General features: G+C 72.4%; 8 protein-coding genes. All 8 read right to left on the reverse strand.

Features of this window, described 5'->3' with window-relative positions:
- Positions 1-35: 35 nt before the first annotated feature.
- Positions 36-1,241: a DNA polymerase III subunit delta' gene (locus ACGFT2_RS29105; protein WP_393283695.1), complete on the reverse strand. Its 1,206-nt coding sequence runs from the start codon at positions 1,239-1,241 to the stop codon at positions 36-38.
- Positions 1,242-1,700: 459 nt separating this feature from the next.
- The gene (tmk, locus tag ACGFT2_RS29110; RefSeq protein ID WP_393283697.1) at positions 1,701-5,237 is read right to left on the reverse strand and encodes a dTMP kinase; all 3,537 of its coding nucleotides are present in this window, start codon (positions 5,235-5,237) and stop codon (positions 1,701-1,703) included.
- A 246-nt stretch (positions 5,238-5,483) separates the two neighbouring features.
- A complete protein-coding gene (topA, locus tag ACGFT2_RS29115) occupies positions 5,484-8,315 on the reverse strand; it encodes a type I DNA topoisomerase (RefSeq protein ID WP_393283700.1) in 2,832 nt (943 codons plus the stop codon).
- Between the two features lie 268 nt (positions 8,316-8,583).
- Complete coding sequence (locus tag ACGFT2_RS29120; protein WP_393283702.1) at positions 8,584-8,781, reverse strand: hypothetical protein; 198 nt, start codon at positions 8,779-8,781, stop codon at positions 8,584-8,586.
- A gap of 482 nt (positions 8,782-9,263) precedes the next feature.
- Positions 9,264-10,784: a methyltransferase gene (locus tag ACGFT2_RS29125; protein WP_393283705.1), complete on the reverse strand. Its 1,521-nt coding sequence runs from the start codon at positions 10,782-10,784 to the stop codon at positions 9,264-9,266.
- A 300-nt stretch (positions 10,785-11,084) separates the two neighbouring features.
- Positions 11,085-11,696 carry a small secreted protein gene (locus ACGFT2_RS29130; protein ID WP_393283708.1) on the reverse strand — a complete coding sequence of 204 codons (612 nt, stop codon included), beginning with the start codon at positions 11,694-11,696 and terminating at the stop codon, positions 11,085-11,087.
- 309 nt (positions 11,697-12,005) lie between these two features.
- Positions 12,006-14,411, reverse strand: coding sequence for a sodium-translocating pyrophosphatase (locus ACGFT2_RS29135; protein WP_393283710.1), 2,406 nt, complete (start codon positions 14,409-14,411; stop codon positions 12,006-12,008).
- 473 nt (positions 14,412-14,884) lie between these two features.
- Positions 14,885-15,319 carry an ATP-binding protein gene (locus ACGFT2_RS29140; RefSeq protein ID WP_393283713.1) on the reverse strand — a complete coding sequence of 145 codons (435 nt, stop codon included), beginning with the start codon at positions 15,317-15,319 and terminating at the stop codon, positions 14,885-14,887.
- Positions 15,320-15,333 lie beyond the last annotated feature (14 nt).

Raw genomic sequence — 15,333 nt, forward strand, 5'->3', positions numbered from 1 at the left:
ACGCCCGCGACCCCACCGGTCTCCGGACACGACACTCACCCGGCCCGCAGGGCCATCGTCATCGCCTCCACCGCGAGCAGCGGGGCCACATTGCGGTCCAGCGCGTCGCGGCAGGCGGCGATCGCCTCGATGCGGCGCAGCGTGGACTCCGGGCTGCTGCCCCGGGCGAGCCGGTCCAGGGCGTCCTCGGCGTCGGTGTTGGCGATCGCCACGCGGGAGCCGAGCTGGAGGGCGAGGACGTCGCGGTAGAAGGCGGTGAGGTCACCGAGGGCGACGTCCAGGCTGTCGCGCTGCGTGCGGGTGCGGCGGCGCTTCTGCATCTCCTCGAGGTCCTTCATCACGCCCGCCGTACCCCGTGGCAACCGGCCTCCCTGCACCGCCCCCAGGGCGGTCTTCAGCTCCTCGGTCTCCTTGCCGTCCATCTCCTCGGCGAGCTGCTTGGCGTCCTCTGCGGCCGCGTCGACCAGTTCCTGGGCGGCCTTGAGACAGGCGCCGACCTCGTCGAGGCGCAGCGGCAGCCGCAGCACGGCCGTACGGCGCTCGCGGGCGGCGGGGTCCGTGGCGAGGCGGCGGGCCCGGTCGACGTGGCCCTGGGTGGCGCGTGCGGCGGACGCGGCGATCCCGGGCTCGATGCCGTCGCGGCGCACGAGCATGTCGGCGACGGCGTCGACCGACGGCGTGCGCAGGTTCAGATGGCGGCAGCGGGAGCGGATGGTGGGCAGGACGTCCTCGACGGAAGGGGCGCACAGCAGCCACACCGTGCGCGGGGCCGGCTCCTCGACTGCCTTGAGGACCGCGTTGGCCGACTTCTCGTTCAGCCGCTCGGCGTCTTCGACCAGGATGATCTGCCAGCGACCGGTCGCCGGTGAGGTGAACGACTTGCGGACCGTGTCCCGCATGTCCTTCACCAGGATCTCGGAGCCCACCGCGGCGACCGTCGTGACGTCCGCGTGCGTGCCGAGCAGCGCGGTGTGGCAGCCGTCGCAGAAGCCGCAGCCGGGCGAGCCGCCCAGGGCGCGGTCGGGGCTGACGCACTGCAGGGCCGCGGCGAAGGCTCTGGCCGTCTGGTTCCGGCCCGCGCCGGGTGGCCCCGTGAACAGCCACGCGTGTGTCATCTTCGACGCCTCGGGCAGTGGCTCGTCGGCCGCGACGGCGGTGACGAGGGCGTCGGCGTCCCGCGCGGCGGCGTCGAGCACCGCGCTCACCTTCTCCTGCCCGACGAGGTCGTCCCACACGGTCATGGGTCAGGCCGCCCTTTCGTCACACTTCGCGTTCCGCAGTCCATTGTGCGGGTGGGCACTGACACCGCGGGACCACGGCATCGACAGCACGGTGCCAGGCACCGTCAGCGCAGGGGCAACGGCCGCCGCCGGCCCAGGGCCACACCCGCCGCCGGCGCCGGGCCGGCATCGACAGCGCCGGGCGGATGCGGCGCGGTCAGGATGCGGGCCGTCAAGGCGCAGAGCGGTCCGGATGTAGGCCGCCATTGCGCGGAGCGGTCCGGATGCAGGCGGGCCGGCAAGGCGCAGAGCGATCCGGATGCAGAGCGGTCGCGCCGGTGACGGACCGTGCGGCGCCCGTCGCCGTTCCGGCAGGCGCCGCCGGCAGCCCCTCATGTCCGCCGCCGCTCCGGCAGACACCGCTCCGGCAGGCGCCGCCGCTCACGTCCGTCGTCGTTCCCCGAGCGGGGGTCGCGGCTCTCAGCCGCGCCGCCCCCGGCCACGGCCCTTGCGGCCCTGGTCCTCGTCCTGGCCGCCGAACTCCTGCCCGTCGTACGAGCCCAGCAGTTCGTCCGCCAACGTGGGCAGGTCGTCCAGCGGGGTCTCCTCGGCCCAGTCGGGGCGCGGCCGACGGCGGGGCGTGCCGTCGGCGCCGACCTGGGGCATCTCGCGCGTGCCGCCCTCGGAGCCGTCGGGGCCGGCATGACCCTCGAAACGATCGGGACCATCGGGACCGGCCGCGAAACGCTCGTCCCGGAAGAAGCCCGGCGGCACCCGGGTCGCCGGGTCGTCGTCCCGCACGGGCGGCAGTACGGCCGTCTCGTCCGCCGCGCCCGAGGGCGCCGCCGGCGGCACGGCCGTCCCGCCGGCGGCGTCGACCGCGTCCGCGGGGGTCCCGGAGGACACGGGGGGAAGGACCGCGGTCTCGTCCGCCGCGCCGGCCGGACCCACCTGCGGCAGCACGGCCGTCTCGTCCGCGGGTCCGGCGGCGGCCGGCGGCTGCGGCAGCTCGGCGGTCACCTCGGAGTCGGAGTGGGCGCCCCGGGCGCCCGCGGCAGGCCCGCCGCGCTCCTCACGCACCGGCCGCAGCACCGTCGTGTCGTCGGTCCCCGCCTCCGGCCTGCCCGTGCCCGGGTCCGCCGCGGGCCTGCCCGCGGCGCGCGTGTCCGTCCCGGACGTGCCCGGTGAGGCCGCCGCCGTCGGGAACGTCTCCCCGGCGCCCTGCGCCCACGGCGACACCGCCGGGGTCGCGACCGTAGCCGCGTCCGGAGCCGCGCTCGGCGTCACACCCGGCACCGGCGCCTTCGCCTGGGTTGAGCCGGGCCTGCGGGCCGCCGCGTCGGCCGCCGCCGCGGCCTCGGCCGCCTGCCGGCGAGCCTCCTCGGCGCGCAGCAACGCCTCCTCGGCCTTGCGCTGCTTCTCCAGGCGCCGGGCGTCCTCCTCGGCGCGCACCCGGGCCTGCCTGGCCTCTTCCTCGGCACGCGCCTTGGCCTGCCTGGCCTCTTCCTCGGCGCGCAGCCGGGCCTCTTCCTCCGCCTGCCGGCGCCGCCGCTCCTCCTCGTCCCTGCGGCGGGCCTCCTCCTCGGCGCGGGCCTTCTCCTCGGCGAGCAGCCGCTGCCGCTCCTCCTCGGCACGCCGGCGCGCTTCCTCGGCCCGCAGCCGGGCCTCCTCCGCCTGCCGTTCGGCCTCGCGGCGCTGTGCCTCCTCCAGCTCGCGCCGCTTGCGCTCTTCCTCCTCGGCGCGCAGCTTGGCGAGCTGCTCCTGGCGCTCGCGCTCCAGGCGCTCCTCCTCGGCCTTGCGGGCGGCCTCCTCCTCGGCCTTGCGGCGGGCCTCCTCCTCGGCCTTCTTCCGTGCCTCCTCCTGGGCCTTGATCTCGGCCTCGGACAGCGGCAGCACGGTGTCGAGCCGGTGCCGGATCACGGTGGTGACGGACTCGGGGTCCTGTCCGGCGTCGACGACGAGGTACCGGCCGGGGTCGGAGGCGGCCAGCGTGAGGAAACCGGCCCGCACGCGCGCGTGGAACTCCGCCGGCTCGGACTCCAGCCGGTCCGGGGCCTCCGTGAACCGTTCGCGGGCGGCCTCCGGGGAGACGTCCAGCAGGACCGTCAGGTGCGGGACGAGCCCGTCGGTCGCCCAGCGGTTGATGCGGGCGATCTCGGTCGGGGACAGGTCGCGACCCGCGCCCTGGTAGGCGACGGAGGAGTCGATGTAGCGGTCGGTGATGACGATCGCGCCCCGCTCCAGGGCGGGCCGCACGACGGTGTCGACGTGCTCGGCGCGGTCGGCGGCGTACAGCAGCGCCTCCGCGCGGTGGGACAGGCCCGCCGAGGACACGTCGAGCAGGATCGAGCGCAGCCGCTTGCCGACCGGGGTGGCCCCCGGCTCGCGGGTGAGGACGACCTCGTGGCCCTTGGCACGGATCCACTCGGCGAGGGCCTCGGCCTGGGTGGACTTGCCGGCGCCGTCGCCGCCCTCGAGCGCGATGAAGAAGCCGTTCGACGCCGGTGTCTGGACCGGGTCGTCCCCGCCGAGCAGCGCGTCCTTGAGGTCCTTGCGCAGCGGCACACCGGAACGGTCGTCGACCTTGGCGAGCACCAGCGCGGCCACCGGCAGCAGCAGCGCCCCGACCAGCATCAGCGTGAAGGCCGCGCCGCCGTGTGCGAAGACGAACTTGCCGTTCTCCAGCCGGTGCGGGCCGATCAGCGCCGCGACCAGGGGCGCGACGAGGGCACCCAGCGCTATGAAGACCCGGACGACCGCGTGCAGGTGCTCGGTGGTGCGGGCGCGCCGGTAGTCCTCGGTCTCCTGGTCGAGCAGGGCGTGCCCGGTGTTGGCGGCCACGCCCGCGCCGATGCCGGCCAGCGTGACGATCAGCAGCACGGTGGTGACGTCCGGGACGAGACCCGCGGCCAGCAGCGCGATCCCGGTGAGGGCGATCGCGAGGGCGAGCAGCCGGCGGCGCGAGAGCGAGGGCAGCAGCGCGGGGGCCGTACGGATGCCCACGGCGACGCCGCCGGTCAGGCCCAGCACCAGCAGGCCGTACAGGGCGGGACCGCCGCCCAGGTCCTTGGCGTGCAGCACGCACACCGCGACGGCGGCGGCGATGGCCCCGGCCACGGCGGCGCAGGCCGGGACGAGCAGCGGAACGGCCCCCGTACGGCCCTTGTCGACGCCGGCGCCGGTGCGGGGGCGGCGCAGGCCCTCCAGCGGGGACCGCGGGCGCGGGGTGCGGGTGTCGGGCAGCTCGAGGAAGGTCAGCACGGACAGGGACGCGGCGAACAGGCCCGCGGCCACATAGGACCCGAGGGCCACCTGGTGCTGGTCGAACCACGCGATGCCGGTGCCCAGCAGATTGTTCAGCAGAGCGGCCACGAGCAGCGCGGCGGCGGCCAGCGGGACCGCCAGGAAGCCGGTGCGCAGCCAGAGGCGGCGCAGGGCGTCGAGGTGGTCGGGCAGCGGCCGTACGGTGGCGCCCTCCGGGGGCGGGGCGGGCAGCAGGGCGGGGGCCGCGCTCTCCCGGCACACCGTCCACAGCCGCTCGGCGACACCGACGACGAAGGCGGTGACCAGCAGGACGGCGAGTGCGTTGTCCGGGGTCCAGTCGATCCACAGCGGGGCGACGATCAGCAGCAAGGCGCGCACGCCGTCGGCGCCGACCATGGTCCAGCGGCGGTCGAGCGGACCGTCCTGCGCGGTCAGCGTGGTGAGCGGGCCGAGGAGGACCGCGCCGAAGAGCAGCACGGCGAGGATGCGCGCGGCGAAGACCGTCGCCACTGCGAACGCCACGCCTCGGTAGCCGCCGCCGAACGTGCCCTCGGTGATCGCCGCCTGAAGGGCGAGGACGACCAGCACAAGCAGGGCGAGGGTGTCGCCGACTCCGCTCACCAGCTGTGCGCTCCACAGGCGCCGCAGCTGCGGTCGGCGCAACAGGGACCGGACGGCGCGCTCGCGGGAGTCCGCGACCAGGGCGTCGTCCGGGGGGGTGGTGGGGGCCGTTGGCTGCTCGGCTCGCGTCATGCGTTCAGCCTATCCGCAGCCACCGACACCACACCTAGCCCGTCCACACGTACGCACGCCCCGACACCAAAGTGATGCCGGGGCGTGCGTTCTGCGAAGCCGACGGGCCGGAGTGGCCCACGATCCGCCGGGCCGGAGTGGCCCGGAGGATGACGGGACGGAGTGGCCCGGAGTCCGCCGGGACGGAGTGGCCCATGATCCGCCGGGGCTGGTGGCCCGGGATCCGACGGGGTGTCAGAGGGCGGTTCAGTCCTCCGGGCCGGAAGCCGCCGTCTTGGAGGCCGTCGTCTTCCTCGCGGTGGTCTTCTTGGCGGTCGTCTTCTTCGCGGCGGTCGTCGTCTTCTTCGCCGCCGTCTTCTTGGCCGCGGTCTTCTTCGCCGGAGCGGTCTTCTTGGCCGCCGCCTTCTTAGCGGTCTTCTTGGCGGGCCCCTTGGCACGCTTCTCGGCGAGCAGCTCGAAGCCGCGCTCCGGTGTGATCTCCTCGACGCTGTCACCGGATCGCAGGGTCGCGTTGGTCTCGCCGTCGGTGACATACGGGCCGAAACGGCCGTCCTTGACCACGACCGGCTTTCCGGAGACCGGGTCCTCGCCCAGCTCCTTCAGCGGCGGCTTGGCGGCGGCGCGGCCACGCTGCTTCGGCTGGGCGTAGATCGCCTGCGCCTCCTCCAGCGTGATCGTGAAGATCTGGTCCTCGGTCTGCAGCGACCGCGAGTCCGTGCCCTTCTTCAGGTACGGGCCGTAGCGGCCGTTCTGCGCGGTGATCTCCACGCCGTCCGCGTCGGTGCCGACGACGCGCGGCAGCGACATCAGCAGCAGCGCGTCCTGGAGGGTCACCGTGTCCAGCGCCATGGACTTGAAGAGGGAGGCCGTACGCGGCTTGACCGCGTTCTTGCCGGTCTTCGGGGTGCCCTCGGGGAGGATCTCCGTGACGTACGGGCCGTAGCGGCCGTCCTTGGCGACGATCTGGTGGCCGCTCTCCGGGTCGGCGCCCAGCTCGAAGTCGCCGCTGGGCTTGGCCAGCAGTTCCTCGGCCAGCTCGACGGTCAGCTCGTCCGGCGCCAGGTCGTCCTGGATGTCGGCCCGCTGGTGCTGTTCGGTGTCCTTCTCGCCGCGCTCGATGTACGGGCCGTAGCGGCCGACGCGCAGCACGATGCCGTTGGCCACCGGGAACGACGACACCTCGCGGGCGTCGATCGCGCCCAGGTCGGTCACCAGTTCCTTGAGGCCGCCGAGGTGGTCCCCGTCGCCGTTGCCGGCGTCGGCCGCGGCGCCCGTGACCGTGCCCTCGCCGAAGTAGAAGCGCTTCAGCCACGGCACCGCCTTGGCCTCGCCGCGTGCGATGCGGTCGAGGTCGTCCTCCATCCTGGCGGTGAAGTCGTAGTCGACGAGGCGCCCGAAGTGCTTCTCCAGGAGGTTGACCACGGCGAAGGACAGGAAGGACGGGACGAGCGCCGTGCCCTTCTTGAAGACGTACCCGCGGTCGAGGATCGTGCCGATGATCGACGCGTACGTCGACGGGCGGCCGATCTCGCGCTCTTCCAGCTCCTTGACCAGGGAGGCCTCGGTGTAGCGGGCCGGGGGCTTGGTCGCGTGGCCGTCGACCGTGATCTCCTCGGCGGACAGCGGGTCGCCCTCGTGGACCTGCGGCAGCCGGCGCTCGCGGTCGTCCAGCTCGGCGTTCGGGTCGTCGGCGCCTTCGACGTAGGCCTTCAGGAAGCCGTGGAAGGTGATCGTCTTGCCGGAGGCGCTGAACTCCACGTCCCGGCCGTCGGCGGCGGCGCCACCGATCTTCACGGTGACGGAGTTGCCCGTGGCGTCCTTCATCTGGGAGGCGACGGTCCGCTTCCAGATCAGTTCGTAGAGCTTGAACTGGTCGCCGGTGAGACCGGTCTCGGCCGGAGTGCGGAAACGATCTCCCGAGGGGCGGATCGCCTCGTGGGCCTCCTGCGCGTTCTTGACCTTGGCGGCGTAGGTGCGCGGCTGCGGGGGCAGGTAGTCGGCGCCGTACAGCTGCGTGACCTGGGCGCGGGCGGCCGTCACGGCGGTGTCGCTCAGCGTCGTGGAGTCCGTACGCATGTACGTGATGTAGCCGTTCTCGTACAGCTTCTGGGCGACCTGCATGGTCGCCTTCGCGCCGAAGCCGAGCTTGCGGCTGGCCTCCTGCTGGAGCGTCGTCGTACGGAACGGGGCGTACGGCGAGCGGCGGTACGGCTTGGACTCGACGGACCGCACGGAGAAGCGGGTGTTCTCCAGGGCGGCGGCGAGGGCGCGGGCGTTCGCCTCGTCGAGGTGGAGGGTGTTCGCGCTCTTGAGCTGCCCGAGGGAGTCGAAGTCGCGGCCCTGCGCGACCCGCCTGCCGTCGACGGTCTGGAGGCGGGCGACCAGCGACGACGGGTCCGACGTGTCTCCCGCGCGGCCGGTCGCGAAGGTGCCGGTCAGGTCCCAGTACTCGGCAGAACGAAACGCGATGCGCTCGCGTTCCCGCTCGACCACGAGCCGGGTCGCGACGGACTGGACGCGGCCGGCCGACAGGCGCGGCATGACCTTCTTCCACAGGACCGGCGAGACCTCGTAGCCGTAGAGGCGGTCGAGGATGCGGCGGGTCTCCTGGGCGTCGACCAGCTTCTGGTTGAGCTGGCGCGGGTTGGCGACCGCCTCGCGGATCGCGTCCTTGGTGATCTCGTGGAAGACCATCCGCTTGACGGGGATCTTCGGCTTGAGGACCTCCTGGAGGTGCCAGGCGATCGCCTCGCCCTCCCGGTCCTCATCGGTGGCGAGGAACAGCTCGTCGGAGTCCTTCAGCAGGTCCTTGAGCTTCTTGACCTGGGCCTTCTTATCGGCGTTGACCACATAGATCGGCTGGAAGTCGTGTTCGACGTCCACACCGAGGCGGCGGACCTCGCCGGTGTACTTGTCCGGCACCTCGGCGGCGCCGTTGGGAAGGTCACGGATGTGCCCGACGCTCGCTTCGACTACGTAGCCGGGGCCGAGGTAGCCCTTGATCGTCTTCGCCTTGGCAGGCGACTCGACGATGACGAGTCGGCGGCCGCCCTGTGCGGTCTCGCTGGTCGGGGACAACTTGGCTCTTCTCTCCGGTCGACGCTGGGGCCTCCCCAGGCCTTGGTCCCGGGGTCGCGGCGTACTGCTGGCTCGTGTGACGCTGCGGAGTGTGACGGTACATCCCGCCCCCGTGTCAAACGGGAAAAGCCCACAACGGCCACTCGAACGGTAACCCGACTACCGCCATTCCTGCCGCCCGGAGTACCCGGCGACCCCGCGGCCCATGTCCGGAGCGTAACGCCCCCGTCACTCTCGCCGCACCGTCCCCGCAGCACTCCCCCCGACGTCAGAGGTGGGTCAGGCAGTACGCGGCGAGGGCCAGCGCGACGGTCCCGGTCACGCTCGTGAGCGTGGCCGATGCGACCGGGTTCACACCCTGGGCCACTGGCTCCCGGCGCCGCAACCGGACGCCGGTCCACACCAGCAGGGCGCCTCCGAACAGGGCGAACACCGTTCCAGCGAAGATCGCCGGTGCGCTCTCCATCCCCCGCCCACCCCTTCCGTCCCGTCGGCCCGCCCAGGGTCGGGAGGGTGGCACGCGCAGGCGTCCGGCGAGCGACATCGGGGTGAACGGAAGGCCGCCACCATATAGAACTGACGATCGAATAATGACGCGACGGAGGGGGCGCGCGTATTTTTCCGGCCTTTTTCCTGGCGGCCGCCCGTCCCGCGTCTCCGGATACCGCCCGCCGCGCTTGCCGGGGCCCGCCCGTCCCGAGCGCCGCACGGTGCCGCCCGGCATCTGACACCGGCATACGACCACGGTCCGGGGCGCGGCTACGACGGCATGGCGAGCGGGGGTACGCCGCCTGCCCGGCGGGGGGTCCGCGGACCCGACCGCCCCACGCCCCCGCCGACCGGTCTCCCAGACCGACCCACGCTCCGTCGACCGGTCTCTCCGACCGGCCCACGCTCCGTCGACCGGTTTCTCCGACCGACCCACGCCCCGTCTCCGCGCATCGGGTCTCAGCGCACCGGCTCCAGGAAGCCCTGTTCCACCAGCAGGCGGATCTGGGCGGGCGTCTGGTCGCGGAGTGTCACCGGGTCCTCGCCGACGATCTGGGCGATGGCGTCCAGGATGCGGCCCGCGGTCAGCGTGCCGTCGCACACGCCGGCGAACCCGGCGCCGACCGTGTCCACCTTGGTGGCCCGGCGCATCCCGCGGTGCTGGCGCAGCACCACGTGCTCGGGGTCCTCCGCGCCGGGCAGCCCGACCTGCTCCTGGACCACTTCGGCGGCGAGCGTGAAGTGGCTGTCCAGCAGCGCCGCGTCGTCGTGCGCCCGGAGGTAGTCGAGGCGCTCGAAGTGCGCCAGGATCGCGTCCCCGAGGGGCTGCTCGACCGAATGCGGCCACTCCTCCACGGTGATCGAGGGCTCGTCGGAGCCGGTCCTGCGCAGAGTGATCCAGCCGAAGCCGACGGCCTTGACCTTGCGCGCCTCGAACTCGTCGAGCCAGGCGTCGTACCGCGCCTGGTACTCCACCGGGTCACCGCGGTGGTCACCGGCGTCCCTCAGCCACAGCTCGGCGTACTGCGTGACGTCCTGCACCTCGCGCTGCACGATCCAGGCATCGCACCCGCGCGGCACCCACGACCTGAGTCTGTCCTGCCAGTCCTCCCCTGCCACGTGCTGCCAGTTGGCGAGGAACTGCGCGAACCCGCCCTCGCTCAGCCGTTCCCCCGCCTGCTGAACGAGCGAGCGGCACAGATCGTCCCCGCCCATGCCGCCGTCGCGGTAGGTGAGGCGGGCGCCGGGGGAGATCACGAACGGCGGGTTGGAGACGATGAGGTCGAACGTCTCGTCGTCCGCGACCGGCTGGAACAGCGATCCTTCGCGCAGATCGGCGGCGGGCGCACCGGAGAGTGCGAGCGTGAGTGCGGTGATGTGCAGCGCGCGCGGGTTGAGGTCGGTCGCCGTCACGCGCGTGGCGTGCTGGGCCGCGTGCAGTGCCTGGATGCCGGAGCCGGTGCCGAGGTCCAGGGCGGACCCGACGGGCGTACGGACGGTGATGCCGGCGAGGGTCGTGGAGGCACCGCCGACGCCGAGGACGACGCCTTCGTCGCGCTGCCCGATCCCGCCCGCGCCGCCGACCGCGCAGCCGAGGTCGGAGACGATGAACCAGTCCTCGCCGTCCGGACCGCCGTAGGGCCGGACGTCCACGGTCGCGGCCACCTCGTCGCCGCCCGCGCGCGTGAGCCAGCCCGTCTCGAGGGCCTCCTCGACCGGCAGCACGGTCGCGGCGCGCGCGTGGGGCACGGGCTGTTGAAGCAGAAACAGCCGTACGAGCGTCTCGAGCGGTGTGTCGCCTCGGGTCGCCCGCAGGGCGGGCACGGTCTCGCTGCGGGCCAGTGCCGCGTAGGCGGGGGCGCCGAGCAGGTCCAGCAGCCCGTCGGCGGTGAAGGAGGCGGCCAGCAGGGCGTGCCGCAGCCGCGCCGCGGTCTCGGGCCGGTCGGAGGCGGGCAGGGGGGCGAGTCCGGAGTCAGTCACACCCTCATTGTGGCCCGCGCCGCGCTCCGGAGGGGGCCTCAGCACGCCCCACGACGACGGAGACCAGCCGCCCCCGCACCGGCCCGCCGCCTGCCGCACCGAGAGGGGCAGGCATCCGGCCGAAACGGCGTGCGCGCGGGGCCGTCGGCCAGCCGAAACGGCGTGCGCGTGAGGCAGACGCCCGGCCGAGGCGATGGGCCGTCGGCCGGCCGAACGGCGTGCGCGAGGGGCCGTGGGCCGGCCGAAACGGCGTGCGCGTCGGGTCGTCAGCCCGTCGAAGGCGGCGTGCGCGTGGGGACGTCAGCCCGTCGAAGGCGGCGTGGAGGAAGCGACCTTCTGGCAGCTGGCCTGCTGGGCGATGGCGTCCTTGACCTCGCCCTGCTGCAGGTTCTTCAGCGCCTCGGTGCCGCTCTTGTGCTTCTTCTCCAGCTCCGCCATCTGCACGGCGACGTCGTGCAGACCCGAGGCGAACTTCCCCTGGTTCTTGGTGTTCAGCTCGTCGACCTGCTTCTTCAGGCCCGAGTAGGCCGCGGCGAGGCCGTTGAGGTTGCGCACCACGTCCTGCTGCCGCCGGGCACCGCCGTCCACCCCGGGAGGCGCACCGGCGTCGCCGATCGCCGCGGCGATCGCCTTGTAACCGTCGGCCATGTCCTGGAACGCCTGCGAGTCCGTCTTCTGCAGGGTCTCGGGCTTGGCGGTGTCGGCGGCCGTCGTACTGATCGCCGCGTTCGCCGCCTTGATCTTCGCGTCCTGCGCGGGCACCGCGTCGCACACCGACTTGGCCCAGGCCTCCAGCTTGGGATCGGGTCCCTTGTCGCCACCGCCGGAGCATCCCGACAGCGCCGCCACCAGTACCGCACCGCCGGACAGTGCGGCCGTGAGCTTCTTGTTCACCGGATTGGTCCCTTCCATGGCTCTCGGCCACCGGAATCTACACGGCGGACGGTCGCCCTCCGTCCACCGAACGGCCTAAAAGTCGGCTTTTGTGACTCTTCGCACCATGAGAGAGAAGGCTCACCACGTGGGCGCGCCCACACGAGGAGGGGGGGGGGGGGGGGGGGGGGGGGGGGGGGGGGGGGGGGGGGGGGCGCGGCCGCGGGCGGGGCGGGGGGGGGGGGGGTGGGGGGGGGTGGGGGGGGGGGGGGTTGGGGGGGGGGGGGGCGGGCGGCGCGTCAGTACGCGCCGCCCGCCCGCCGATTGCGCAGGCCGTCCGTCTGTGGCCTACGAAACCACCGCCGCGTCGGCCGAGTTGGCGACCCGGCCGGTGCTCTCTTCCTCCCCGACGGCGATGCCGCGCCGCTTGGAGATGTACACGGCGACGACGATCACCAGGAGCGCGACGACCGCGATCCCGATCCGTACGCCGATGTTCTTGTCGTCTCCGTAGGAGAACTTGATCACCGCGGGCGCGATGAGCAGCGACACCAGGTTCATCACCTTCAGCAGCGGGTTGATCGCCGGCCCGGCGGTGTCCTTGAAGGGATCACCGACCGTGTCGCCGATCACCGTGGCCTCGTGTGCCTCGCTGCCCTTGCCGCCGTGGTGGCCGTCCTCGACCAGCTTCTTGGCGTTGTCCCAGGCGCCGCCGGAGTTGGCGAGGAACACCGCCATCAGCGTGCCCGCACCGATCGCGCCGGCGAGGAAGGAGCCGAGCGCCCCGACCCCGAGCGTGAACCCGATGAAGATCGGCGCCATGACGGCGAGCAGACCGGGCGTGGCCAGCTCCCGCAGGGCGTCCCTGGTGCAGATGTCGACGACCTTGCCGTACTCGGGCTTCTCGGTGTAGTCCATGATCCCGGGGTGCTCGCGGAACTGCCGCCGCACCTCGAACACCACCGAACCGGCCGAACGCGACACGGCGTTGATGGCGAGTCCGGAGAACAGGAAGACGACCGCGGCGCCCGCGATGAGGCCGACGAGGTTGTTGGGCTGCGAGATGTCCAGCGACAGGCTCAGCGGCGAGCCCGGCCCGCTCAGCTTCTCCCCCACGTCCTGCACGTTGGTGGTGATCGCGTCGCGGTACGACCCGAACAGCGCCGACGCGGCGAGAACGGCGGTGGCGATGGCGATGCCCTTGGTGATGGCCTTGGTGGTGTTGCCGACCGCGTCCAGGTTCGTGAGCACCTTCGCGCCCGCCCCCTCGACGTCACCGGACATCTCGGCGATGCCCTGCGCGTTGTCGGAGACCGGCCCGAAGGTGTCCATGGCGACGATCACACCGACCGTGGTGAGCAGACCGGTGCCGGCCAGGGCCACCGCGAACAGCGCCAGCATGATCGACGTACCGCCGAGCAGGAACGCCCCGTACACGCTGAGGCCGATGAGCAGCGCGGTGTAGACGGCCGATTCCAGACCCAGCGAGATGCCGGAGAGGATGACCGTGGCCGGGCCGGTGAGGGAGGTCTTGCCGATGTCCCGCACCGGTCGGCGGTTGGTCTCGGTGAAGTAGCCGGTCAGCTGCTGGATGACGGCGGCGAGCAGGATGCCGATGGCCACGGCGACCAGCGCGAGGACGCGCGGATCGCCGTCCTTGCCCTTGATGGCCGCGTCGGTGACGCCGTCGAGGGCGGAGTACTTCGCCGGCAGATAGACGAAGACCGCGACCGCGACCAGCACCAGGGAGATCACCGCGGAGATGAAGAACCCGCGGTTGATCGCGGACATGCCGCTGCGGTCGGCGCGCCGCGGGGCCACCGCGAAGATGCCGATCATGGCGGTGATCACGCCGATGGCGGGCACCAGCAGCGGGAAGGCCAGTCCGGAGTCGCCGAAGGCCGTCTTGCCGAGAATCAGTGCCGCCACGAGGGTGACGGCGTACGACTCGAACAGGTCGGCCGCCATGCCCGCGCAGTCGCCGACGTTGTCGCCCACGTTGTCGGCGATGGTCGCGGCATTGCGCGGGTCGTCCTCCGGAATGCCCTGCTCGACCTTGCCGACCAGGTCGGCGCCGACGTCGGCGGCCTTGGTGAAGATGCCTCCGCCCACGCGCATGAACATCGCGATCAGGGCGGCGCCGAGGCCGAAGCCCTCCAGCACCTTCGGCGCGTCGGCCGCGTACACCAGCACCACACAGGAGGCGCCCAGCAGGCCGAGCCCCACCGTGAACATGCCGACGACGCCGCCCGTGCGAAATGCGATCTTCATCGCGGTGTGCGAGACGGTGGTGAGATCCTTTTCGGGTTCGCCCGGGGCCGGAGTGGCTTCCCGGGCCGCGGCGGCGACGCGCACGTTGCTGCGCACGGCGAGCCACATGCCGATATAGCCGGTGGCTGCCGAGAACACCGCTCCGATCAGGAAGAACACCGAGCGTCCGGCACGCTGATTCCAGTCGTCCGCGGGCAGCAGCATGAGCAGGAAGAAGACGACCACGGCGAATACGCCGAGCGTGCGCAGCTGCCGGGCGAGATACGCCTTGGCACCTTCCTGGACCGCCTCGGCGATCCGTTTCATGCTGTCGGTGCCCTCGCCGGCCGCCAGCACCTGACGCACCAGGATCCCCGCGACCACCAAGGCGGCCAGGGCGACGGCCGCGATGACGGCCACCATGATCCTGTTGTCGTCGGTCAGTACCGCAGCCGCGAGGGTTGTGGGGTGACCCAACTGATGAGGGGTAGAAAGCCCCGCCATTCGTCCTCCTTGACGCTTGGGCTGAGCTCAAGATGTGGACGGATTGTAGGTACCCGCGAGTGATCTAAACAGGGGACAGTAAGCGGAATTGGCCTTCTTGTGCTCTTCAGCAAATGATCGAGGTGACGTCATGGAACCCGAAAGCGGTAACGCCCTAAAAGCATTGACGACCACATTGACGCTTGATCAAATGATCGGGCTATTGATCGTGAATTCCTTCACTAATTCCGCTGGGCGCCGGAAAATACGACAAGGGCCCTGCTCAGCAGGGCCCTGTGGGATTGCGTGACGACTCGAACGACCGCCACGGACGACGGGACGGTCCTCGCGGGACCACTTCAGACGGCCGCCACGGACGACGGGACGGTCCTCGCGGGACGACTTCAGACGGCCGCCACGGACGACGGGACGGTCCTCGCGGGACGACTTCAGACGGCCGCCACGGACGACGGGACGGTCCTCGCGGGACGACGTCAGACGGCCGCCACGGCCGGCGGCGTGGCCGGCCATGTCATGCGGATCAGGCCGCCGTTCTTCCCGGCGCTGACCTCCACGTCGTCGACGAGGCCGCTGATGACCGCGAGCCCCATCTCGTCCTCCTCCATCTCCGCGTCGCCGTTGTCGGCGTCTCCGGGCGTGTCGCCACCCACGACGGCGTGCGGGGCCTCGTCGCCGACCTCGATGGAGAACTGTTTCTCGTCCTCGATCAGCGCCACCTTCACCGGCGCGGTGATGTCATGACTCTGATGCAGGCCCACGGCACGGGAGCAGGCTTCGCCCACGGCGAGGCGCACCTCGTCCAGGACGGCCTCGTCCACTCCGGCCCTGCGCGCCACCGCTGCCGCCACCAGCCGGGCGGTCCTGACGTGCTCGGGCAGCGCGCTGAAGCGGAGTTCGACGGTGGCCATGCATCCCCCTCGCG

Source organism: Streptomyces sp. NPDC048514 (assembly GCF_043199955.1).
In the GTDB taxonomy this organism is placed as follows: Bacteria; Actinomycetota; Actinomycetes; order Streptomycetales; family Streptomycetaceae; genus Streptomyces.